We start from the raw sequence: 22,737 nt of genomic DNA, 5'->3' as shown, positions 1-22,737 counted from the left end.
GCTCAGTCCCTGCGGCGAATCGAAAGCCGTCCGTCCTCGCCGATATGCGGCACCACATCAAGATAACCGGGTATTTTCGAATGCCCGGTTTCTATCGGATGGGAATGGGTGGCGGTGATGACCATGACGTCGGCCCCTGCCGCCTCACCCGCCTGGATGCCGGCAGGCACGTCCTCGAATACCAGCACGTCCGAGGGGCTGACGCCGAGCCGTTCCGCGCCGAGGATATAACCTTGCGGATCGGGCTTGCCGACGGTGACGTCTTCAGCGGTCACCATGTAGCGCGGCTGCGGAATGCCGGCCGCGGCAAGCCGGACCTTGGCGAGTTCGATCGGCGACGACGTGACGATCGCCCAGCGTTCAGGCGGCAGCGCGGAGAGGAATTCCACTGCGCCGGGGATAGGCACGACCCCTTCGACATCCTCGATCTCGCCGCGCAGGATACCCTCGGCTTCGGCGGCCGGATCGACGCCCGGCAGGTTCAGTGCGCTGATCGTGTCGATCCCGCGCTTGCCATGCATGGTCGGCAGGAATGCTTCCACGTCGAAACCCATCTTGGCCGCCCAGCGTCCCCAGACGCGTTCGGCGGATGCGATCGAATTCAGGATCGTGCCGTCCATATCGAAGAGGAAGGCGGCATAGGTCTTTTCGGGAAGCGAGAGGTCGGCATTGGAAAGGGCCACGGAGAGTTCCTTTGTCATCAGGCTCCGACTCAGAAGGGATATGGCCGGAAACGTTGCCTTTCCGAGTAATGGCTCTGAGGCAGGAAGGCAATTCTCCGCCGGTGAACGGAGCCCGCCGTGGCTATTTCGATCGTGAACGCAGGAACTGGGACAGGGCAACGCCGATCGCGATGCCCACGGCAACACCGATGCCGATATTATCAAAAACGGCTGTCCCGAGCACGGTGCCCAGCCCGACGCCGACGGCTACTCCTGTCGCAATGGTCATCGCGGGACCATTGCGCGCCGAGATGGCGAGAGTTTGTCGCGCATCCTTGTCTTCCCGCATCGAAGCGATAGAACTTGGCGACCAAGCCGGACAAGGAGGATGTTTTGGCCGATATTTCTGTACGGCATGCGGACCTGGCGGATCGCGGCGTGCTGATCACCGGTGGCGGGTCCGGCATCGGCGCCGCCCTGGTGGAAGGTTTTGCGGTACAGGGTGCCAGGGTCGCATTCATCGACATTGCCGACGAGCCCAGCCGCGAACTGGCGGAACGCCTCTCCGAAACCGCTCGGCATCCGGTACTCTACCTGAAAGCCGATCTGCGCAACGTCGCGGAGACGAAAGCCGCCGTCGACAGGGCCGCGCAGGAACTCGGGTCGCTGTCGGTGCTGGTCAACAATGCCGGCTGGGACGACCGCCACGAATTCGAGACGGTCACCGAGGAATATTGGGACAACGCCCAGGCGATCAACATCAAGCAGATGTTCTTCGTCTCGCAGGCGGCGGTCCCGCACCTGCGCAAGGCCGGCGGCGGCGCGATCGTCAATTTCTCTTCGATTGCCTATCTGCTCAACATGGGCGGGCTGCCCGCCTATGCGACAGCCAAGGCCGGGATCATCGGCCTGACCAAGAGCCTCGCTGGAAAGCTCGGGCCGGAAAACATCCGCGTCAACGCCATTCTGCCGGGCATGATCGTCACGGAACGGCAGAAGAAACTCTGGCTGAGTGACGACAGCATCACGGCGATGGTCGCGCGCCAGTCGCTGAAGCGGGTGCTGGTGGCTGAGGACCTGGTTGGCCCCAGCCTGTTCCTTGCCTCGAATGCCTCCGCCGCCATGACGGCCCAGACAATCATTGTCGACGGCGGTGCACTTTAGACACAAAAATACCGCGCGGGTTCCCGGTGGAAAGAACCCGCGCGGCGCCGGAGGTAGACCTTACTCCGCTGGAGAGAGAGCGGGAGCCGCCTCCTCCGTACCGTGCTGCCGCAGAGGGCGGCTGCCGGTGAGCAAACGTGCCAGCATGTAGAAGACCGGCGTCATGAAGATGCCGAAGAACGTCACTCCGATCATGCCGGAGAACACCGCGACACCCATGGCGGAGCGCATTTCCGCACCCGCACCGGTCGACACGACCAGCGGCACGACACCCATGATGAAGGCCATCGACGTCATCAGGATCGGACGCAGGCGCAGCCGGCTTGCCTCGACCGCCGCCTCGAACGGCGTCCTACCCTGGAACTCCAGTTCCCGGGCGAATTCCACGATCAGGATCGCGTTCTTCGCCGAGAGACCCACAAGGACCACGAGCCCGATCTGGGTGAAGATGTTGTTGTCTCCACCGGTGAGCCAGACGCCGGTCAAGGCGGCAAGCACACCCATCGGCACGATCATGATGATCGCGATCGGCAGCGTCAGGCTTTCATACTGGGCGGCGAGCACGAGATAGACGAGCAGCAGCGCCAGCGGAAAGACCACGATGCTGGAATTGCCGGCGAGGATCTGCTGGTAGGTCAGGTCCGTCCATTCGTAGTCGACCCCCGAAGGCAACGTCTCCGCCATGATCTTTTCGATCGCGGCCTGGGCCTGGCCTGACGAGAAGCCCGGTGCCGGACCGCCGTTGACATCGGCGGAGAGGAAGCCGTTGTAGCGCGTCGTGCGTTCCGGACCGGTCTGCGCGTCCACCTTCAGGAGGGCCGAAAGCGGGATCATCTGGCCGGATTGCGAACGGACCTTCAACTGGCCGATATCCTCCGGCTTGGCGCGGAACTGCGCATCCGCCTGGACCCGGACGCTGTAGGTGCGGCCAAAGGCGTTGAAGTCGTTGACATAGAGCGAGCCCAGATAGACCTGCAGCGTTTCGAAGACGTCGGTCACCGACACTCCGAGCTGTTCGGCCTTGGCGCGGTCGAGATCGGCGTAGAGCTGCGGCACGTTGATCTGGAAGCTCGAGAAGATGCCCGCGAGTTCCGGCGTCTGGTAGGCCTTGGCGATGACTGCCTTGGCCGCCTCGTCCAGTGCCTGGTTGCCCAGGCCGGCACGATCCTCGATCTGCAGCTTGAACCCGCCCGTCGTTCCGAGGCCGTTGACCGGCGGCGGCGGGAACATGGCGATAAACGCGTCCTGGATGCCGGCATATTTCTGGTTCAGCGCCATGGCGATGGCCCCGCCCGAAAGCTCCGGCGTCTCGCGCTTGTCGAAATCGTCGAGCACCGCGAAGACGATGCCGGCGTTCGAGCCGATCGTGAAGCCGTTGATCGACAGGCCCGGGAACGCGATGGCGTGCTCGACACCGGGCTGTTCCAGGGCGATGTCGCTCATCCGCTTGATCACCTCTTCCGTGCGGTCGAGGGTTGCGCCGTCCGGAAGCTGAGCGAAACCGATCAGGTACTGCTTGTCCTGCGCCGGCACGAAACCGCCCGGCACCGCGTTGAACATGCTGTAGGTCATCGCCACAAGCGCGAAGTAGATGATCATCACCAGGCTCTTGCGGGAAAGCAGCCCGCCGACCGTGCGTCCGTAGCCGTTCGAGGCGGCCCCGAAGGCACGGTTGAAGCCGCGGAAGAACCAGCCCAGGATCGCATCCATGAACCGCGTCAGCCAGTCCTTCTTGGCGTGATGGTCCTTCAGCAGAAGGGCTGCCAGCGCCGGCGACAGGGTGAGCGAGTTGATCGCCGAGATGACGGTCGAAATGGCGATCGTCAGCGCAAACTGCCGGTAGAACTGGCCGGACAGGCCGCTGATGAAGGCAAGCGGCACGAAGACGGCCACCAGCACCAGCGCGATCGCAATGATCGGGCCGGAGACTTCCTTCATGGCCTTGTAGGTCGCATCACGCGGACTGAGGCCATTCTCGATATTGCGCTCGACGTTTTCCACCACGACGATCGCGTCGTCGACGACGATGCCGATCGCCAGCACCAACCCGAAAAGCGTCAGCGCGTTGATCGAGAAGCCGAAGGCGTACATGACCGCAAACGTGCCGATGATCGAGACGGGAACGGCAATCAGCGGAATGATAGACGCCCGCCAGGTCTGCAGGAACAGGATGACCACGAGCACGACGAGCGCGATCGCTTCGAGCAGGGTCTCGATGACCTTCTCGATCGAGGCGCGCACGAACTTGGTCGTATCGTAGACGATCTCGTATTTGACACCTTGCGGCATCACTTTCTGAAGTTCGTCCATCGTTGCACGGACGTTATCGGCGATTTCGATCGCGTTGGAACCGGGTGCTTGAAGGACGGCAACGGCAACGGCCGGTTGGCCATCAAGCAGCGAGCGCAGGGTATAGTCCGCCGCGCCGAGCTCGATACGGGCGACGTCGCGCAACCGCGTGATCTCGCCGTTTTCGCCGCTCTTGACGATGATGTTGCCGAACTCCTCCGGGGTGCGCAGGCGCCCCTGGGCATTCACGTTGAGCTGCAGGTCGACACCCGGCCGGCTGGGCGATGCGCCGATAATACCGGCGGCCGCCTGGACGTTCTGGCCACGGATCGCATTCGAGATGTCGCTTGCGGCGAGCGAGTGTTCGGCCGCCTTCTGCGGATCGATCCAGACCCGCATGGAATAGTCGCCGGCGCCGAAGACCTGAACCTGTCCGACGCCCTGGATGCGGGTGAGCCGGTCCTTGACGTTCAGCGTCGCATAGTTGCGCAGGTAGGTAATGTCGTAGCGATCGGTGTCGGAGACGAGATTGACGACCATGATGAAGTCGGGCGAGCTCTTGACGGTCGTGACACCGAGGGCACGCACTTCCGCCGGCAGGCGCGGTTCCGCCTGGCTGACGCGGTTCTGCACCAGCTGCTGCGCCTTGTCCGGGTCGGTGCCCAGCTTGAACGTCACAGTCAGGGTCAGCACGCCGTCGGACGTCGCCTGGCTCGACATGTAGAGCATGTCCTCGACGCCGTTCACCTGCTCTTCGAGCGGCGTCGCGACCGTTTCGGCGATGACCGTCGGGTTGGCGCCAGGATAGACGGCACGCACGACGATCGAAGGCGGGACCACATTGGGATATTCGGAAATCGGCAGCGACCGCATGCCGATCAGGCCTGCGACCACGATGAGGATCGACAGCACGGCCGCAAAGACCGGTCTGTCGATGAAAAACCTGGAAATATTCATGTCAAAGCCCTCTCTCCGGGGTTGAACAAGAGGCGAAACGGCCCCGGCTCGCGGCCGACAAGGCCGCAAGCTCCACGAACCGGAACTGGATGAGTGTTGAAAAGCGGCGGACTAACCGCCGCTCAAAACGTTACTTGTTGGCGACTTTCGCCTCTTCCTGGGGCTGGACAACCGCGCCCGGACGGATGCGCTGCAGACCGTTGACGACGATCCGGTCGCCCGGATTGAGGCCCTTCTCGACGATCCGCATGCCATCGACCGCCGTGCCCAGCTCCACCTGCCGGTACGCAACGGTATTGGCCGCATCGACCACGAAGACGAACTTCTTGTCCTGATCGGTGCCGACGGCCTTTTCGCTGACCATCAGGTGATCCTGCGCCTTCGGCTGGCCCATGCGGACCCGCACGAACTGGCCCGGGATCAGTTTGCCGCCCGGATTGTCGAAGACCGCGCGCACGCGGATCGTGCCGCTCGAGGCGTTCACTTCGTTGTCGATCAGCTGCAGCTTGCCGCGGATCGGCGTGCCGTTGGCGGCGAGCGTGCTCACCTCGACCGGCACCTGTTCGATCGCCGGCACGCCGTCGACAAGCGGAAGGTCGGCGAGCGTGCTGGACACCAGTTCTTCACCGGCATCGAAGCTCGCATAGATCGGATCGGAGGAAACCAGCGTCGTCAGCGGGGCGGAGGCGGAACCCGCCGCCACCAGATTGCCGACCGTGATTTCCAACTTGCCGGCCCGGCCTGCGATCGGTGCCCGGATCTCGGTATAGTCGAGATTGAGCTGCGCCGTCTTTAATGCCGCCTTGGCGGACTGGAGATTGGCCAGCGCCTCACTCTGGGCGCTCTGGCGCTGGGCGAGATCGCTCTGAGAGATGGTGTTCCTGGAGACGAGGTTCTTGCCGCGCTCGAGTTCTGTGTTGGCAAGCTCCACCCTCGCCTGCGCCGAAGCCACCTGGCCTTCGGCCTGAGCGACCGCCGCCTGGTAGGGCTCCGGGTCAATGCTGACGAGCAGGTCGCCCTGCTTCACCAGTCCACCTTCGCGGAAATGCACCGACTGGATGGCGCCGGTGATGCGCGGCCGGATCTGGACGCGGTCGACGGCTTCCAACCGTCCGGAAAATTCCTGCCAGGTGGAAACGTTGCGCGGCTCCACGGTGGCGACCGTCACGGGGACGGCCGGAGCGGCAGCAGCAGCCGTCGCAGGCGCGGCATTTGCGCCCTGCGGCAGATCGAGATAAACCGAGGCACCGGCAATCAGTGCAGCCGTGCTCAGTCCAGTGCCCCACAGGGCCCAGCTTTTGATCTTCGAGGTCATTGATAGTCTCCTTACGGCCTTGGGAAGGGGCCGTTATTTGCCTTCAAAATAAATCATGCTACTAACTTAACTGTTTGGCAAAGCTATTGAATTCGGCACAAAGTGCTGTCATCCACTCGCCGTCGCCTTCTCTGTAAATGCCCGTCCAGCCACAACTGGCCGGGAAAATCTTCCGCCTGACCGAAACGCCGGCCTCACTCAGACGCGCCGCATAACCGAGCGTTTCGTCGCGCAACGGATCGTCTTCCGATGTCACGATGAGAGCCGGCGCGACACCCGAAAGCCGCGAACAGAGGCAGGGTGCCGCATAAGGATGCTGGAACCCGCAATGGGAGCCGAGATAATGGCTCCAGCCCTCGGCCCAGCGTTCGCCCATCCCGATCTCGTCCGCCTTACGGAAGGACTGCGTCGTCATCATCGGGTCGATCATCGGCGACAGGAGGATCTGGCCGCTCAGTTCGCCCGGCATCAGATCACGCGCCTTCAGCGCCACGCCGGCCGCGACATTGCCGCCTGCCTCGTCGCCCGCCACGAAAAGCAGGGACTTCGCGCTGCCGAACTGCTTGCGCCGGCCGGCCAGGCACTGGAGCGCCGCAAAAGCGCATTCCATCGCCTGCGGAAACATGTTTTGCGAGACGCTGCTGTAGTCAGCTTCGAGTACCACGGCCCCGGACTCGGCCAGTGCTTTTGCCACTGGCCGTTCGTTTTCGCCGCGCTGCTCATTGAGAAACGCCCCGCCTCGCAGATAAAGCACCAGCGGCGGAGCCTTAGCCTTGGCTGCTCCTTCATAGACACGCATCGGCACAGCCGGCATGGCCGACTTGTCAAATGCGATGTTTTCCCACTGCGCGGTCATTGAAAAATCCTCGGACAAACCCCTAGTAGAAGCGGGGTACTTGCCGTCAATCCTGAACCTGATATTATTATTCGGGTGAAAACACACAAGCTCACGGCATTCGACAACACTATTCCATATTTCGGAACAATGTTGCGACGCAGCAGGAATCAGGACAATGGATCAGCTTTCGGCAATGCGCGTATTCGTCCGCGTCGTGGAAACCGGCAATTTTACCCGGGCTGCAGCGACCCTCAACATGCCGAAAACGACCGTGACCAATCTCGTCCAGAGCCTTGAGAGCCATCTGCGCACGACGCTGCTCAACCGGACGACCCGCAAGGTGATGGTGACGACCGACGGCGCGCTCTATTACGAGCGGGCGATGCAGATCATCTCCGAGCTCGACGAACTCGACGGCAGCATCTCGAATTCGCAGCGGCAGCCGTCCGGGCGACTGCGGGTGGAAATGGCCGGGGCTTTTGCCGATTTGCTGGTCATTCCGAATTTATGCGATTTCCATACGCGCTTTCCTCAGATCAGGCTCGATATCGGCGTCGGCGACCGGCTGGTCGATTATATTGCCGAAAACGTCGATTGCGCGCTGCGCGCCGGCACCCCGACCGACCAGTCGCTGATTGCCCGCAAGGTCGGCGAGATGAGCATGTCCGCCTATGCGGCACCACTCTACATCCGCAAATTCGGGGCGCCCGAACGCCCGCAGGACCTGCGGGAAGACCATTTGGCCGTTGGTTACCTGAGTGCCCAGTCTGGCCGGGTGAGGTCCCTGGAATTCCATCGCGACGACGAAAACGTGGAGATCACACCCCGTTACGTAGTCTCCGTCAACGATGCCCGGACCTATGTGAACGCGGCCATATCCGGCATGGGCATCGTGCAATCGCCGCGCTTCATGGTCAGGGAGGCGGTAGAAAAGGGCGAACTTGTCGAAGTGCTCCCCGACTGGCGCTGCGGATCCCTGCCCCTCTACATCGTCTATCCACAGACCCGCCACCTCTCCAACAAGGTGCGAGTCTTCGTCGATTGGCTCGCCAAGCTGGTTCAGAACCTCAAGGTCGAGGAAAGCCGCGAGCAGATGCGCAAGGCGAGCTAGCCCTGGCTTGCCGACAAGGCGATGCCCGCCCTGATGTCGTGCGGTGCCTTCCCGGATTGGACGCCGTCGTCCCGGCACGGCGTCGTTCGGCGCTTCGACAGCCAAGAAATCATGCGCGCCGCAAAGGAATTTATGCCTGAGCCCGGACGTGGATGATAAAGCGGTCGGACGTTTGTTCGATGAATGGAATACCGACAACATGACTCGTTGGGGACACGTCACAATCGCTGTTCTGGGCGGTATCGCCGCGGCCCTGCATGTGGGCAAGGTGCCGCCCGCCATCCCCCTGCTGCGCTCCGAGCTCGGGATGGACCTCGTGGCCGCCGGCTGGCTGATGGGGCTTTCAAGCGCTCTCGGCGCCGCCTGCGGCATCCTGATCGGCCGGTTCACCGATTACCTGACCCATCGCCGTGCGATGATCCTCGGCCTTGCCCTGCTGATCGCTGGCAGCCTGATCGGCGCCCTCACCCATTCGGAAACCGTGATCTTCGCCAGCCGCGTGCTCGAAAGCGTCGGTCTCATCATGGTCTCGGTCGCCGCCCCCGGCCTGATCGCTGCTTCAGTCGAGTTGCGCGACACCGGCCTTGCCTTTGCTCTCTGGGGTATCTGGATGCCGGTCGGCGTCGCGGTGATGATGATGATCTCGCCCTTCCTGCTGCCGAGCTTCGGCTGGCAGGGCTCCTGGATTTTCGCCGCCGTGCTCAGCGTCATCCCGATGGTCGCGCTGCTGACGATGAAGCTGCCGAAGCCGCAGGCTACGGGACATCCGACAACCTCGCTGCTGACAGCCGTCAGCCTCACAGCCTCCCGACCGATGTCCTGGATACTGTCGGGTATCTTTGCCGCTTACAGCGCCAGCTTCATGTCCGTCTTCGGTTTCCTGCCGACACTGCTGATCGAGGAAATGGGAACGGGCCTGACGGGTGCGTCCATCATGACCGCGCTCGCGGTGCTCGCGAACGGCGTCGGCAACCTGGTCGGCGGCGTATTCGCGCGTTGGGGCGCCCCGCGCTGGGTGCTGATCGCCGGCCCCTGCGTGATGCTGACGCTGACCGCCTTCGTCGTCTTCGGCCATGGCTTTCCGCTCTGGACGCGCTATGGAGCCTCGGTGCTCTACGCGGTGTCGGGCGGCGTCCTGCCGGCCACGATCATGGGGTCGCTGCCCGTCTATGCGCCGCGCCGCGACCTCGTTGGAACGTTCAGCGGCTTCGTTATGCAGGGGTCCAATATCGGCCAGGTCTTCGGACCCATGCTGCTCGCCTCGATCGTTGCGGCATCCGGCTGGCAGGGCGCGCCGTTCTACATCGCCGCGGCAACCGGACTGGGCCTAATCCTGGCACTCTGCCTGCGCCAGACCGAACGCCGCATCGCAGCGACGAGACCGGAAACCGCCAGCACAATGTGAGCCAGAGTGGTTCAAGCCAGAAGGGTGTGAGAATGGCTCATGCACCAAAGCGCGGCGAGAAAGCCGGGCTCGATTTGCGGACTGGCGTGCAAAGTAAAATCGGCTAGTCTCTCCCCGGATCAGACAAGCGAGCCCGGCCATGAAACATCACGTCTCCGCCTCTTCCAAAACCTGTGCCTGGGGTTATTTCGACGCCACCCGCGAGCCGGTGCTGACGATCGACAGCGGCGATACGGTGGTGATCGACACGGTCTCCGGCCCTGCGGAAGTTCTGCCCAAGGAAGGGTTCACCATCCTTCCCGAGCATCTCGAAATCCACGAAAACTGCCGGCCGATCATGCAGGGCCACATCCTGACCGGCCCGATCGCCGTGCGCGGCGCCAAGCCGGGCCAGGTGCTGGAGGTGAAGATCCTCGAAGTCGAGCTGCGCCAGGACTGGGGCTATAACGTCATCCGTCCGCTTGCCGGCACGCTCCCTTATGATTTCGAGACGGCCCGGATGATCACCATCCCGCTCGACAAGCAGAGGAATGTCGGCCGCCTTCCCTGGGGTCTCGATCTGCCGCTGGCGCCCTTCTTCGGGGTCATGGGCGTCGCTCCGCCGCCGAACTGGGGCCGCATCACCTCGATCATGCCGCGCTCGCACGCCGGCAATATCGACAACAAGGAACTGGTCGCCGGCACCACGCTCTATCTGCCGATCTTCAACGAAGGCGCACTGTTTTCCTGTGGGGACGGCCATGGTGCGCAGGGCGACGGCGAGGTCTGCATCACCGCGATCGAGACGGCGCTGCGCGGCACCTTCCAGCTGACCGTGCGCGACGATCTCGATTTCGTCTATCCACGAGCTGAAACGCCGACGCACTACATCACCATGGGCATGGATCCGGATCTCGACCAATGCACCGTCATGGCGCTGCGCGACATGATCGTGCTGCTTGGCGAAAAAGGCGGCCTGTCGCGGGAAGACGCCTATACGCTCTGCAGCCTCGCCGGCGATCTTCGCATCACCCAGACGGTCAACGGCTGCAAGGGCGTGCATATGATGATGGCGAAGACCCTCGTCGACCGCCCCGCCTGAGCTCTCGGTCAGCCGAAAGGCGATTGGCACTGGCGGCGCGGGCCGCCGGCGAAGGGCTGATAGCTGTTGTCTTCGGCCTGATAGGACCGATAACGGGCAAAACACCATTCCTCATGGAATCCGGCCGGAACATCTGCATCGATCGCCTGCGACTGCGCATAACCAGCGGCACCGTCGTCGGCTCGCTGGTTGGCGCGGGTAGCCGGCATCTGCGGAAGCGGCTGCAATTCGTCCTGAATCTGCGAGGCTTGCGACTGGCCACGCGCCGGTGCGGCGGCAACAATCCCGGTCGCGGGCGCGCCCGGCGCCTGGCACTGGCGACGGGGGCCGCCGCTCAGCGGCTGGTAGCTGTTGTCTTCGATGCGATAGGATCTGTAGCGCGCAAAGCACCAGTCCGCCTGTGCGGGATCGACCATCGCTCTCCGCTCTTCCTGCGGCTGCGGCAATATGGGCGGCTGCTGCGGATTGAGAGACCCGGTCACCGTAGTGTCGACGGCTCCCCCCGAAGCGGTCTGCTGAACAGCAGCCGTTTCCCGCGTATCGGCTGCAATGGAAGCCGGAGGCGCCGCGGCGGGCAGGCGCTGATAATCCTGGCCGGCGGTGTCCACGGCCTTCGGTTTGGAGGTCCACAGATCCGGCGTATCCACATGGGCGAACTTATGGGGTTCAGGTTCGGCGATCACATTCGCGGTGATGATCACGCCGCTCAGGAACACCATAACGAGCAGGACAAGGCTGCCCAAAAGCAAGAGGATTGGCTTCATGACCGCGCTCCCATTTCGTTTTGCAGACCAAATGCCGATCAGGCGCCGGAGTTCCCGTCGAGGGAGCAAAAGAAGCAGGATTGGAGATCACGGATGATGACAGGGCGATAGACGCCTGTCTTCGTCCAACTCTTCGAGAGAGGAGATGGTGGGTGATGTAGGGCTCGAACCTACGACCCGCTGATTAAGAGTCAGCTGCTCTACCAACTGAGCTAATCACCCAAGAACCATCTGTGCGAGGCGTGCTCGCCAGCGGTGTGAGGGGCGTATAAAGGGGATCGTTGGGCTTGTCCAGCGGGTCGGCTAAAATTATTCGCCCGACCAGGCAAAAAATCCATCAGGTCGGATTTTGCGCCTCACGGAAACCCCTCCGCAGCTCAACAAGCAACGCAAAAACGAAAAGTTTCAAAGTCTTAGTGCGTCACAATATCGCAATCTTCGACAGGACGGCGAAATTCAAAGATAGAGCGTGCCTTCCGCGACCTTGATTGCCTGGCCGCCGATGCGGGCCCTGGAGATCTCTCCCTCCTTCACGTCTATATGCAGATGGATCAAGGACGGACGCCCCATCTCCACCCCCTGCTCCACCAGCACCGGGTGATGGCCGTCCGGGAGCGCATCGAAATGCCGGATCGCGCCGGAGAGTGCGGCAACCGCAGCGCCCGTGGCCGGATCCTCGGAAATCCCCATGTCCGGCGAGAACATCCGGGCATGGAACTTCGCCTGATGATTCACGCCGCTGCGGCAATAGACGTATGCCGAGGCAAGCGATCCCTCGACGAAAGGCGCTGCCTTTTCCCACAATGCCGTGTCGAATTCGAGGTTCTGCACCGTCGCCAGATTATGCAGCGGGATCATCAGGAAAGGCACGCCTGCGCTCCAGATGGAGGCGACGTGATTCTCGAAACCGATATCCGTCGATTTGACGCTCAGCGCATCGGCGAGCCCCTGCCGGTCGAGCGGAAGCTCGATCTGCACCGGCTTTCTCGGCAGGTCGAATTCGGCGAACCCGGCCTCGCCGGCCCGAAGCCGTACGGCGCAGCGCACAGGGCCGACATTTTCTTCCAGCACGCAGACAAGATCAATGTCGGGCTGCCCGGCCTCGACCCCGACCCCGGACCTATGATTGAGTTCGGCGAGCGCCACCGCTGTTCCGACGGTCGGATGCCCGGCGAAAGGCAATTCCTTGCCCGGCGTGAAGATGCGCAGGCGGGCTGCATAGGCTGCATTCGCGGAAGATTGGACGAACACCGTCTCGGAGAGATTCATCTCCCTGGCGATCGCCTGCATTGTCTCGTCGGCAAGGTCGTCTCCGTCAAGAATCACCGCCAGCGGATTGCCGGCAAGGCGTCTGTCGGTGAAGACGTCATAGATGCTGTAGCGACGGGCCAACCACACCTCCCCTTATTTCGATGGCGCCAAACTGCCCGACCGGTCGGCTCAAAGCAACCCCTGTTCAGCGCATCGAAGGACCGAAAAACAGGTCGAGAATCGGGAACATCAACGGGCTGTAGGGATACGCGCCGCGATCGGCCGAACGGATCGCCACGGCTCCGGCAATCTCCTTTTCCTCGTCATGCACCATATGGTCGGCAATGCGCGCCAGCATCTCCTGCGCCGTAAGGTCGAAGCGATAGAAGCGAAAGCCGACGACCCGGTGCCCGCCGTAGCTGGCGAAGAGTTGCCGGTCCGCCTTCGCTTCGGCGAGGTCGAGGCCGGTTTCCTCCCGAACTTCACGATGCATGTTGGCCTCGAGATCGAGCTTGCCGTCGACGATGTCCAGAAGATCGAGCGAGCCGGCGGCGCAATAGACCTGACCCGGATTGGCGGTCCTTTCGCTCATCCGGACGGCGATGATCGCCCCATCGGAGGAAACGGGCACGGCGAAGCCGAAGAGATGGAAGGCGCCGGCCGGATCAGGCTGTCTCCGCCACCATAAAAGCGTCGAATAAGGGATGACATGCGCCTCGCCAGTGATCACGCCGTCCCGGAACGAAAGCCTGTTCTGCAGCACCATCTGACCGTTGAAGAGATGCGGATTGGCCGCCACTTCGCGCGCCCAGTTCTCCTCTATCTCGTCCCGGTGCGCGACATAGATGGGATGCGCTCCGGGCAGGACCGAAAGATCGAAAGCCTCGACCTCGAAGACGGTATTTTCGGCGGGCCAGCCGCTGATCGTCTGGATGGTCATCGAAGCTCCAGCGACATCACGACGGGGCAGTGGTCCGATGCCTTCGGCCGATCCCAGCCGATGCGCGGAAACCGTTCCACTTCCTGTCCCGGGGGAAAGACGGTGCGATAAGGTTGGCCGCCGCGGATGATCTCCGGCACGCTCTCGGGGTTGTGCGCGGCGAGCGCTGGCGACAGCCAGATATAGTCGAGCTGGCAGAGATGCTGCTCCTCCGGCCCGCGCGCATGATAGAGCGTCCAGCGATCCATCACCTCGCGGCGCGTAACCGGGTTCACCACGAAGCTGTCATCAGTAAAGACATTCAGCGCACTCACCTCCTCGCGCCGCGGCTCGAATCGGTAGCCTTCCCGGCGGTTGCCGATTACCTGCACCTTTTCCTGATAATCGTTCATGTCGCCGCAGATGGCGAAGTTCTTCTCCGCAGTTCGACCCTCGCCAAAACGGCGTTCAACGATCTGGCGCACCGCTTTCGCCTCCGCCATGCGGATCGCCATCGTGCCGGTGCGGCCGTCCTGACCATCGCGGGCATTGCCCATGGATTTGAAATGCACGACGAACAGCGTGAAGGGCTTGGCCCCGATCGTCAGCTCCAGTTCGAGGCAATCGCGCTTGAAGATCTTGTCATGCGCCTGGTTGCTGAGCGCCAGTTCGTCGTTGAAGAGGCCGAGATCCTGATAGGTCAGCATGGCGTGGCTGCGCACGTCCTGCACCTCGATCTTCTCGCCGCTGCGGGTCTCCTCGCGCATCAGCACGGCGACATCGATGCCGCGCGAATCATTGCCCTCGACCAGATATTTCTGGCGGTAGCCGTTGCCGACCATGCGGTAGAGATACCCGTATTCGAAGGCCTGCAGGGCCGGCATGCTGTCGACCTCCTGCAGGCAGAGGATGTCGGCGTCCGCGTCGGCGATCGCCAGCGCCGAAAGCTGTCGCGTGTCGTCGGTCTCGGCGATCATCCGGGCCTGCTCGAGCTGCTGGTAGACCGCCTTGTCCTGCACGTCGTAGAGCCGAAGCACCCGGTCCTGCCGGAGCTGATTGCGCCAACCGGAGAAATCGAAGCGCGTCATCAGGTTTTCAATGTTGAAGGTGCCGAGACGTAGAGACATCAAATCCATCCTGCTTGCCGCGGCCACCTTAGCCGGCGAGGCTCTTAATAAAAACGAATGAATCGAGAAATTTAAGTCCCTGTTGTCGGCAACCCGCAAAGTCGGTTGCAGAAAGGCGGAACCGGTGCGACCTTCGGGCCAGCGGCGTTCTTTTGACCGGGGGATACGGTCTGCCGCCCGGGGGCTCGGTAGATGAAACGCACAATTCTGGCATCTCTCTCCTTCTGCATCCTGCTCGCCGGTGCGGGCCAGTCGATGGCGGACAGTTTTGGGGCCATCGCCTATTCGCCGCGCACCGGCGCGCTCGGCTGGTCCTACGATCACACGAGCCGCCGGAACGCCGAGCGAGCCGCGCAGTCCAATTGCGACGCCAGCGACTGCCGGGTCGCAATCTGGTTCGACCAGGCCTGCGGCGCTGTCGCCAAGGGTCCCGATGGCTGGGGTTCCGGCTGGGGTTACAGCCGCCGCGAAGCGGAAAACCAGGCGATCGGCTCCTGCCGCCAGAACAGCCACGGCTGCCAGGTCATCCGCTGGCAATGTTCTGGCGCCCGGTAACCACTCAAAGACGCCACGCCGAACGGATGACAATCGCGAGCCGATCCCCGACCTTGACCGGATGGCGGCTGAACGCGCGCAGTGTTTGCCCATCCGGCAGGGCAAGGCGCAGCGCATAGCGCTCACCTTCGAACAGGACCGAAAGGACGGTCACAGCGGCTCCTTCGGCAGCGATCTCGACATCCTGCGGGCGCACGAGAATATCGGTGCGCGGTCCCTCTTCGCGGCTGCCCAGAATCCCTTGCACGACCGGCCAGTCGAGAAGCCGCTTGTCACCAATCGGTGACGGAAGCAACAGGATCGCCCCCTGCCCCACGAGGCCACCGACCAACCGGCCCTCCGGGCGCGCATAGATTTCCTCCGGTGTCGCCACCTGCAGCAGCCGGCCCTCGGACATCACGGCAACGTCGGTCGCAAGCGCCATCGCCTCCGACTGGTCGTGGGTGACATAGATCATCGTCGCGCCCGACCGGGCGTGAAACTCCCGGAACGTCTCTTCCATCTCCTGGCGCAGGTGCCGGTCGAGATTGGCGAGCGGCTCGTCGAGCAGCACGACGTCCGGCTCGGTGACGAGGCAGCGGGCGAGCGCGACGCGCTGCCTCTGGCCGCCGGAAAGATCCGCCGGGCGGCGGTCCGCATAGGTTTCGAGATGAACGGCGGCGAGCGCCTCCCTGACCTTGCGCCCCCGTTTCTCGCCGGAAATGCCGCGCACCTTCAGCGGATAGCCGACATTTTCCGCGACGCTCATATGCGGCCAGAGCGCATAGGACTGGAAGACCATCGCCATGTTGCGATGTTCCGGGGCCACCATCTCGCCGGCATCCGCAAGAACCCGCTCGCCGAGCAGGATCGAGCCGTCGCTCGGCTGTTCGAAGCCGGCGATCATCCGCAGCACCGTCGTCTTGCCGCAGCCGGAAGGCCCAAGCAACGCCAGGAAACCACCTTCGCGTACGGTCAGGGACACATCGTTGACCGCCGCACGGCCGCCGGTATCAAACGTCTTGGAGAGGCGGTTGAGGATCAGCTTCGCCACGGTACCACACCTTTCGGCAGTCGTTTCGCCATTAGTTCCAGCACGACCATCATTGCGATCACCATGATGACGACAAGGACGGAGAGTGCCGCCGCGATGTTGAAGCTGCCACTGTCATCGAGATTGTAGATCAGCACGCCGAGCGTCTGGGTGCCCGCCGACCAGAGGAGCGCGGAGACCGTCAGCTCGTTGCAGGCGATCAGGAAGACGAGGATTACCGAGGCGCCCGCGGCCGGTGCCACCAGGGGCACAAGAATATCGACGAGCCGGCGCGCGAACCCTGCTCCGGAAAGCCGCGCCGCCTCCTCGAGCGAAGGATCGAGCTGGCGGAAGGCGCTGACCACCGGTTTCAGGCTGACGGCGAAGAAGCTCGAGAAATAGGCGATCAGAATGATCCAGATCGTTCCGTAGATCGAGATGCCGATCACCGGAATGGGCGCGGCGAACAGCAGGATGAAGGCGACTGCCAGCACGATCCCCGGCAGCGCATAGGGGATTTCCGCCAGCGCCGAGATGACGCCCACGAAGCGGCTCTTGCTGCGCACCAGGAAATAGCCGGTCAGCACTGTCACCACCAGGAGACCGAAGGCGGTGGCAAGCGACAGCGACAGGGAATTGGTGAACGCGATGCGCGTCGCCGCCTGGCGCAGGAGGATTTCCTCATAGGCCTTGATGGTGACGGTCGCGGGGCTGAGCGGCACGCCGTAAGCCGGCGCCAGCGAGCTTGCGACGAGCGCGATCAGCGGCATGGCGAGGATCAGGAAGATCGTCAGCCACAAAAGCAGTTCGGCAAGCCAGGGCCAGGCGCCGAGCCGGAACACCGCCACCTGTCCCGACAGGCCGATGACGCGATAGTCGCGGCCGCGCAGTACCCGTGCCTCGACCATCAGCCCGATGACCGACAGGATCGCAATCAGGCCGGACAGGACCGAGATGTCCGCGAACGTGCGGGGACCGAAAGCCGCGAATTTCGAATAGATGAGGGTCGGCAGCGTATAGATCCCGGCGGGAATGCCCAGAATTGCCGGAATGCCGAAATTGCCGACGCAGGACACGAAGGCGATCGCCGCGCCGGCCGCAAGACCCGGCAGCGACAAAGGCAGAATGACATCTTTCAGCACCTGAAAGGACGATGCGCCGGAGAGCCTCGCCGCCTCCACCGCATCGCGCGGCAGCGCCAAGAGCCCGGCCCGCAGCGACAGGTAGACGAGGGCCGCATTCTGCACGCCGTAGAGCAACGCGATGCCTCCGATCGAATAGAGCGGCTGCGGTGAACCGAGCGGCGGCGCGAGTCCCAGCGCCTTCAGGAGCGCGCTGGAAGGCCCGGTCATTCCGATCCAGGCGAGCGCCGTCACCTGCGGTGGGATCATCGTCGGCAGCATGAACAGGAAACCGAGGAAAGCCTTGCCGCGGATGTCGAACAACGTCAGCAGCAGCGCGAAGCCGCCGCCCAGAACGACGGCCGCAATCATGCCGAAGAAGGAGGTGGACAGCGTGTCATAGACCGACCGCCACAGGCCCGGGTCGGACAGAAGTTCGCTCGCCCCGCCCCGAACTGCGGACATGATTCCGGTCGCGGCGAGCCGGCCGAGCGGCAGCACGCTCAGGCAGAAGATCACGGTTACGACAAAAGGAAACAGCCAGCGTGGCTGGCTGTTTCCCTGTTTTTGAGGTCGCGTCATATGGCGCTTATATCAGCCCTTGATGCCAAAGATATCCGCGAAGCCCTTGACGTCCTTCTCGGAGTTCTTGAGCGCCTCGGGAGCATTGATCGGCAGGACCTTGATCGTCTCGCGCGCCGGGAAGCCTGCCGGCACGGCCATGCCGTTGCGGGCCGGGATGTAGCCGAGCTTCAGGAAGCCTTCCTGGCCCTTCTGCGAGAGGACGTAGTCGATGAACTTCTTGGCATTGTCCGCATGCTTGGTGGAGGCAAGGATCGCTGCCGGCTCGGTGACCGCGGACACGCCTTCCTTCGGGAAGACGAACTCGACGGGAGCACCCTTCGCCTTTTCGCGGATCGGCAGGTAATCGACGACGAAGCCGTAAGCCTTCTCGCCGGAAGCGACGGACTTCAGGATCGCGCCGTTGCCGCCGGCGGCAATCGCGCCGTTTGCCTTGAGGTTCTTGTAGTAGTCCCAGCCAAGGCCTGGAACGCCGGCGAGCGTCTGCGCGTGGATGAGCGCCGCACCCGAAGCGAGCGGGCTCGGCATGGTGACGAGGCCCTTGGCTTCCGGCTTGGCAAGATCTGCCCAGCTGGTCGGCTTCATGGCGGCCTGGGTGTTGTAGATGATGCCGGTGGTGATCAGCTTGGTCGAATGGTAGAAGCCGTCGGCGTCATAGAGGGCCTTGTCGTAATTGGCGGCTTCCGGCGACTTGTAGGCCATCAGCTGGCCTGCCTGCTTCATGCGCTCGAGCGTCACCGTGTCGGCGATCAGGAGAACGTCGGCTGCCGGATTGCCGGCCTGGATCTCGGCATTGAGCTTCGCCATGATCTGCGGCGTCCCGTCGCGCACCCACTGTACGTCCAGGCCCGGATTGGCTGCCTTGAAGCCATCGACGGTCGCCTGTGCGTCCTCGTTCGGCTGGCTGGTATAGAGCACGAGGTCGGCGGCCTCAGCGGCGCCGGCAATCATGCCAAAGGCCACGAGGGCGGTGAAAGCGGAAAGAAGGTTCTTCATCGGAGCATCCCTGTTCGAACATAAGCTGCGGACGATAAGCATCCCTGCTTGACAGCCATGTGACAGGCTGGGGGGCAACGCCGATCTTGGGGCGTGTTTTAACAGCCGCAAACAAAATTCGAAGACTAAATTTACTGTGCTCAGATCATTCCGGCACAGCGACGGCACAAAACCCGCCCCTTCAATTGTTTCGCAACCAAATCCTGCCATCCCCTGCACCAGGGTATAGTTCGGGGATGGAAGATGAAAAGCCGGGAAAACTTGGGTGCGCGACTGCGCTATGGGTTCGACAAGAGCATGGCGGGGGGCGCGATCGCGCTGATCGGCTGGCTGGCGTTGATATCGCTGGTCGTGATCATGATCGCGGGTGCGATCCTCGCGGCCACCGGGATCGCGCCGGAAGGCGGCGAGCCGCTTGGCTTCATCGAAGGCACGTGGGAATCGCTGATGCGCACCTTCGATGCCGGCACCATGGGCGCAGACCAGGGCTGGAGCTTCCGCATCATCATGCTGCTGGTGACGCTCGCCGGCATCTTCGTCTTCTCCGCATTGATCGGCGTCATCTCGTCCGGCCTCGAGGAAAAGCTCGACGAGCTTCGCAAGGGCCGCTCGCGGGTGCTTGAAACCGAGCACACGATCATCCTCAACTGGTCGCCCTCGATCTTCGACGTTATCTCGGAGCTCGTCATCGCCAACCAGAGCCGCCGCAATCCCCGCATCGTCATCATGGCGAACAAGGACAAGGTGGAGATGGAAGACGAGATCGCCACCAAGGTCGCCGACCGCAAGAACACCAAGATCATCTGCCGCAGCGGCGACCCGACCGATCTCTACGACCTCGGGATCGTCAACCCGCAGACGTCGCGGTCGATCATCGTGCTGTCACCGGAAGGTGAAGACGCGGACCCGCAAGTGATCAAGACCGTGCTGGCACTGGTCAACGATCCGAACCGCCGGGCGGAGAAATACATGATCGCTGCGGAAATCCGCAACGCCGACAATGCCGAAGTGGCAAGGATCGTCGGCGGCGGCGAGATGCAGCTCGTGCTTGCCGACGACCTGATCGCCCGCATCGTCGTTCATACCAGCCGCCAGGCGGGCCTGAGTGCGGTCTATTCCGAGCTGCTCGATTTCGACGGCTGCGAGATCTACACGCTCGAACAGCCCGATCTCGTCGGAAAATCCTTCGGCAATGCCGTCCTCGCCTACGAGAACAGCACTCTGATCGGCCTCTGCGACAAGGACGGCGCCATTCATCTCAACCCCAACCCGAATCAGGTGATCGTCGCCAGCGACCGCGCGGTCATCATCGCCGAAGACGATGGCGCGATCAAAACCTGGTCCGGCGACATGGGCATCGACAAGAACGCCATCAAGGCGATCGTCAAGCGAACCAAGACCGCGGAGCGCACGCTGATACTCGGCTGGAACCGCCGCGGCCCGATCATCGCCACCGAGCTTGCCCGGTACGTGGCACCCGGCTCGCGGCTGACGATTGCGGCCGACACACCGGAATTCGAAGGCGAAATCGCATCGCTCGACCTCGACAAGGCCCTGCTCGCCGTCGAACACCGGGTGATCGACACCAGCAGCCGTTCGGCGCTCGACGCACTCGATATCCCCTCCTACGACCACGTCCTGGTGCTCGGCTATAGCGACAGCATGATGGCGCAATCGGCCGACACCCGCACGCTGATCACCCTGCTGCAACTTCGCAAGATCGGCGAGACGGCCGGAAAGCATATCAGCGTCGTCAGCGAGATGATCGACGTGCGTAACCGCGAGCTTGCGGAAGTCACCCGCGCCGAGGATTTCGTCGTCAGCAACAAGCTCGTCAGCCTTATGCTTGCCCAGGCCTCCGAAAACGAATCCATGGCGGCGATCTTCGACGAGCTTTTGGATGAGGCCGGTTCCGAAATCTACATGCGGCCGATGGGCGACTATGTCGATATCTCGAAGCCGGTGAACTTCTTCACCGTGGCGCTCGCGGCCCTTCGCCGCGGCGAAATCGCCATCGGCCATCGCCGCCAGCGCCCGGGCGATGCCGATGCCAGAAACCTCGGCGGCGTCGTCGTCAATCCGCCCCGCACCGAAATGACCACCTATACCGACAGCGACATGCTTATCGTCCTGGCCGCCGACTGACGGACTGCCGAACAAGCAGGTCCGGTAAACAAAAAGCCTGCCGTTCTGCGGCAGGCTTTTTTACGCTCGAATGTTTCGACCGATCAGGCAGCCGCGCGGATCGCGTTGGAGATCAGGCGGCCGAGCCGCTTGATGCCCTCGTCGATCATCGTCTCGTCGGCGCAGGAGAAGCTCATGCGCAGCGTATTGGCATTGCTGCCGTCCGCATAAAACGCCTTGCCCGGAACGAAGGCGACCTTTTCCGTGGCGATCGATTTTGCAAGCAACTCGGCGCCGTCCATGCCTTCCGGCAAGGTCACCCACACGAACATGCCGCCTTCCGGGCGCGTCCAGGTGGCGTTCTTCGGCATATACTTGTCGAGTGCCGCCAGCATCGCATCGCGGCGCTTGCTGTAGACTGCCCTGATCTTGGCGACCTGGGCGTCGAAACCGCGCGAGGCGACATGTTCGATGGCGATCTGGTTGATCGTCGAGGAATGCAGGTCGGCGGCCTGCTTCATCAGCACCAGCTTGCGGATGACCGGCATCGCCGCGACCACGAAACCGACACGCAGGCCGGGCGCCAGAGTCTTCGAGAAGCTGCCGCTGTAGATCGTGCGGGTGTTCTCGATGCCGCCCTTGCGGGCGATGTCGAGCGCCATGATCGGCGGAATGGCCTCACCGTCATACCGAAGATGCTGATAGGCGGCATCTTCGAGGATCGCGATATCGAGCTCGTCGGCAAGTGCCAGCAGCTTTTCGCGGCCGGCCAGATCAACCGTCTCGCCGGTCGGATTGGAGAAATCCGCAGACAGGTAGGCGAACTTGACGCTGCCGCCGGTCTTGGCCGCAGTGTCGCGGTAAGCCTCCGGGGTGCGATTGCCGTTCAGCGACAGCTGGTCGTAATTCGGTTCATAGGCATTGAAGGCCGAAAGCGCGCCGAGATAGGTCGGCCAGGTAACCAGCGCCGTATCCTTCGGCGACAGGAACAGCTTACCGAGATAGTCCAGCGCCTGCTGCGAACCCGACGTGATGAAAACGTTGTCGGGCGTGCAGTCGATACCGATCTTGGCGACGTCGCGGGCGATCCACTCGCGCAGCGGCTTGTAACCCTCGCTGACGGAATACTGCAGCGCCGCGTTCACCTGTGCGCCGGAAAAAATATCCGAATAAGCTTCCTTGAACGCCACATCCGGAAACAGCGCCGGATCCGGAATGCCGCCGGCGAAGGAGATGATATCCGGCTGGTCGAGCAGCTTCAGCAGTTCACGGATTTCAGACGCGCGCATGCGGCTGGAGCGCGTCGCGAAAATATGTTCCCAATCAAGCACGGGATGTTTCCTCTTGTTTCAATTTTCTATGCCCAATCTTTACACAAAGACCGATAGGTCAGCAAGACTGACCTATCGGTCTTTTCCGATTTCGATTTATTTAGCACCACCCGGACGGGCTTGCCAGAAGACT

At 62.7% G+C, this 22,737-nt stretch carries 19 protein-coding genes and 1 tRNA gene; 6 read left to right on the top strand and 14 right to left on the bottom strand.

Translation table 11 applies throughout. The features are described 5' to 3' along the window. Positions 1-2: 2 nt before the first annotated feature. A complete protein-coding gene (locus GQ59_RS13970) occupies positions 3-701 on the bottom strand; it encodes an HAD family hydrolase (protein WP_037082138.1) in 699 nt (232 codons plus the stop codon). A gap of 103 nt (positions 702-804) precedes the next feature. Further along, complete coding sequence (locus GQ59_RS13965; RefSeq protein WP_037082135.1) at positions 805-1,011, bottom strand: glycine zipper domain-containing protein; 207 nt, start codon at positions 1,009-1,011, stop codon at positions 805-807. Between the two features lie 44 nt (positions 1,012-1,055). Here GQ59_RS13965 and GQ59_RS13960 point away from each other — a divergent pair, with 44 nt between their 5' ends. Continuing rightward, on the top strand, positions 1,056-1,826 hold the full coding sequence (locus GQ59_RS13960) for an SDR family NAD(P)-dependent oxidoreductase (RefSeq protein ID WP_037082444.1): 771 nt from the start codon (positions 1,056-1,058) through the stop codon (positions 1,824-1,826). Positions 1,827-1,886: 60 nt separating this feature from the next. On the opposite strand, the gene GQ59_RS13955 is transcribed toward GQ59_RS13960, so the two are convergent. From GQ59_RS13955 to GQ59_RS13945, 3 genes are all read right to left on the bottom strand, one after another. Beyond that, positions 1,887-5,072 (bottom strand): efflux RND transporter permease subunit, encoded by a 3,186-nt coding sequence (locus GQ59_RS13955; RefSeq protein WP_037082134.1) that lies wholly within the window; start codon positions 5,070-5,072, stop codon positions 1,887-1,889. Positions 5,073-5,202: 130 nt separating this feature from the next. Further along, entirely contained in the window at positions 5,203-6,387 is a 1,185-nt protein-coding gene (locus tag GQ59_RS13950; protein WP_037082133.1) for an efflux RND transporter periplasmic adaptor subunit, read from the bottom strand. Between the two features lie 61 nt (positions 6,388-6,448). Continuing rightward, the gene (locus GQ59_RS13945) at positions 6,449-7,243 is read right to left on the bottom strand and encodes an alpha/beta hydrolase fold domain-containing protein (RefSeq protein ID WP_037082132.1); all 795 of its coding nucleotides are present in this window, start codon (positions 7,241-7,243) and stop codon (positions 6,449-6,451) included. 157 nt (positions 7,244-7,400) lie between these two features. Between GQ59_RS13945 and GQ59_RS13940 the strand changes: the two genes are divergently transcribed. The 3 genes from GQ59_RS13940 (at position 7,401) to GQ59_RS13930 (ending at position 10,822) form a co-directional block, all read left to right on the top strand. After that, on the top strand, positions 7,401-8,336 hold the full coding sequence (locus GQ59_RS13940; RefSeq protein ID WP_037082129.1) for a LysR family transcriptional regulator: 936 nt from the start codon (positions 7,401-7,403) through the stop codon (positions 8,334-8,336). Positions 8,337-8,535: 199 nt separating this feature from the next. Further along, entirely contained in the window at positions 8,536-9,741 is a 1,206-nt protein-coding gene (locus GQ59_RS13935) for an MFS transporter (RefSeq protein WP_152564324.1), read from the top strand. Positions 9,742-9,880: 139 nt separating this feature from the next. Further along, the gene (locus GQ59_RS13930) at positions 9,881-10,822 is read left to right on the top strand and encodes an acetamidase/formamidase family protein (protein WP_037082126.1); all 942 of its coding nucleotides are present in this window, start codon (positions 9,881-9,883) and stop codon (positions 10,820-10,822) included. 8 nt (positions 10,823-10,830) lie between these two features. Here the strand turns inward: GQ59_RS13930 and GQ59_RS33020 are convergent, their stop codons facing one another. The 5 genes from GQ59_RS33020 to GQ59_RS13905 all read right to left on the bottom strand — a co-directional run bounded on the left by GQ59_RS33020 (position 10,831) and on the right by GQ59_RS13905 (position 14,883). Further along, a complete protein-coding gene (locus GQ59_RS33020; protein WP_037082123.1) occupies positions 10,831-11,586 on the bottom strand; it encodes a BA14K family protein in 756 nt (251 codons plus the stop codon). Positions 11,587-11,732: 146 nt separating this feature from the next. Continuing rightward, positions 11,733-11,808, bottom strand: a tRNA-Lys gene (locus GQ59_RS13920). A gap of 234 nt (positions 11,809-12,042) precedes the next feature. Further along, positions 12,043-12,978 (bottom strand): PhzF family phenazine biosynthesis protein, encoded by a 936-nt coding sequence (locus GQ59_RS13915; RefSeq protein ID WP_037082121.1) that lies wholly within the window; start codon positions 12,976-12,978, stop codon positions 12,043-12,045. A gap of 64 nt (positions 12,979-13,042) precedes the next feature. Further along, complete coding sequence (locus GQ59_RS13910; protein ID WP_037082119.1) at positions 13,043-13,777, bottom strand: DNA mismatch repair protein MutT; 735 nt, start codon at positions 13,775-13,777, stop codon at positions 13,043-13,045. Further along, positions 13,774-14,883, bottom strand: coding sequence for an endonuclease/exonuclease/phosphatase family protein (locus GQ59_RS13905; RefSeq protein WP_037082438.1), 1,110 nt, complete (start codon positions 14,881-14,883; stop codon positions 13,774-13,776). The genes GQ59_RS13910 and GQ59_RS13905 overlap by 4 nt, the downstream gene beginning before the upstream one ends. 192 nt (positions 14,884-15,075) lie before the next feature. Here GQ59_RS13905 and GQ59_RS13900 point away from each other — a divergent pair, with 192 nt between their 5' ends. Then, positions 15,076-15,438, top strand: coding sequence for a DUF4189 domain-containing protein (locus GQ59_RS13900; RefSeq protein WP_037082117.1), 363 nt, complete (start codon positions 15,076-15,078; stop codon positions 15,436-15,438). Between the two features lie 4 nt (positions 15,439-15,442). Here GQ59_RS13900 and GQ59_RS13895 read toward each other — a convergent pair whose 3' ends face one another. The 3 genes from GQ59_RS13895 to GQ59_RS13885 are packed head-to-tail and all read right to left on the bottom strand — an operon-like array spanning position 15,443 to position 19,149. Continuing rightward, positions 15,443-16,471 carry an ABC transporter ATP-binding protein gene (locus tag GQ59_RS13895; protein ID WP_037082116.1) on the bottom strand — a complete coding sequence of 343 codons (1,029 nt, stop codon included), beginning with the start codon at positions 16,469-16,471 and terminating at the stop codon, positions 15,443-15,445. Further along, entirely contained in the window at positions 16,459-18,153 is a 1,695-nt protein-coding gene (locus GQ59_RS13890; RefSeq protein ID WP_037082115.1) for an ABC transporter permease, read from the bottom strand. Before GQ59_RS13890 ends, GQ59_RS13895 begins: the two co-directional genes overlap by 13 nt. A gap of 12 nt (positions 18,154-18,165) precedes the next feature. Then, complete coding sequence (locus GQ59_RS13885) at positions 18,166-19,149, bottom strand: ABC transporter substrate-binding protein (protein WP_037082114.1); 984 nt, start codon at positions 19,147-19,149, stop codon at positions 18,166-18,168. A gap of 243 nt (positions 19,150-19,392) precedes the next feature. Between GQ59_RS13885 and GQ59_RS13880 the strand changes: the two genes are divergently transcribed. After that, positions 19,393-21,294, top strand: coding sequence for a CASTOR/POLLUX-related putative ion channel (locus tag GQ59_RS13880; protein ID WP_037082113.1), 1,902 nt, complete (start codon positions 19,393-19,395; stop codon positions 21,292-21,294). A gap of 83 nt (positions 21,295-21,377) precedes the next feature. Here the strand turns inward: GQ59_RS13880 and GQ59_RS13875 are convergent, their stop codons facing one another. Beyond that, entirely contained in the window at positions 21,378-22,604 is a 1,227-nt protein-coding gene (locus GQ59_RS13875; RefSeq protein ID WP_037082112.1) for an aminotransferase-like domain-containing protein, read from the bottom strand. Positions 22,605-22,737 lie beyond the last annotated feature (133 nt).

Source organism: Neorhizobium vignae (assembly GCF_000732195.1).
In the GTDB taxonomy this organism is placed as follows: domain Bacteria; phylum Pseudomonadota; class Alphaproteobacteria; order Rhizobiales; family Rhizobiaceae; genus Neorhizobium; species Neorhizobium vignae.
This window is presented reverse-complemented; position numbering and strand designations above follow the sequence as displayed.

Coding starts and splice junctions, on each gene's coding strand:
- GQ59_RS13940 (WP_037082129.1), top strand. CDS start 7,401: ATGGATCAGCTTTCGGCAATGCGCGTATTCGTCCGCGTCGTGGAAACC.
- GQ59_RS13900 (WP_037082117.1), top strand. CDS start 15,076: ATGAAACGCACAATTCTGGCATCTCTCTCCTTCTGCATCCTGCTCGCC.
- GQ59_RS13945 (WP_037082132.1), bottom strand. CDS start 7,243: ATGACCGCGCAGTGGGAAAACATCGCATTTGACAAGTCGGCCATGCCG.
- GQ59_RS13955 (WP_037082134.1), bottom strand. CDS start 5,072: ATGAATATTTCCAGGTTTTTCATCGACAGACCGGTCTTTGCGGCCGTG.
- GQ59_RS13890 (WP_037082115.1), bottom strand. CDS start 18,153: ATGACGCGACCTCAAAAACAGGGAAACAGCCAGCCACGCTGGCTGTTT.
- GQ59_RS13965 (WP_037082135.1), bottom strand. CDS start 1,011: ATGCGGGAAGACAAGGATGCGCGACAAACTCTCGCCATCTCGGCGCGC.
- GQ59_RS13885 (WP_037082114.1), bottom strand. CDS start 19,149: ATGAAGAACCTTCTTTCCGCTTTCACCGCCCTCGTGGCCTTTGGCATG.
- GQ59_RS33020 (WP_037082123.1), bottom strand. CDS start 11,586: ATGAAGCCAATCCTCTTGCTTTTGGGCAGCCTTGTCCTGCTCGTTATG.
- GQ59_RS13905 (WP_037082438.1), bottom strand. CDS start 14,883: ATGTCTCTACGTCTCGGCACCTTCAACATTGAAAACCTGATGACGCGC.
- GQ59_RS13910 (WP_037082119.1), bottom strand. CDS start 13,777: ATGACCATCCAGACGATCAGCGGCTGGCCCGCCGAAAATACCGTCTTC.
- GQ59_RS13880 (WP_037082113.1), top strand. CDS start 19,393: ATGAAAAGCCGGGAAAACTTGGGTGCGCGACTGCGCTATGGGTTCGAC.
- GQ59_RS13970 (WP_037082138.1), bottom strand. CDS start 701: ATGACAAAGGAACTCTCCGTGGCCCTTTCCAATGCCGACCTCTCGCTT.
- GQ59_RS13930 (WP_037082126.1), top strand. CDS start 9,881: ATGAAACATCACGTCTCCGCCTCTTCCAAAACCTGTGCCTGGGGTTAT.
- GQ59_RS13950 (WP_037082133.1), bottom strand. CDS start 6,387: ATGACCTCGAAGATCAAAAGCTGGGCCCTGTGGGGCACTGGACTGAGC.
- GQ59_RS13935 (WP_152564324.1), top strand. CDS start 8,536: ATGACTCGTTGGGGACACGTCACAATCGCTGTTCTGGGCGGTATCGCC.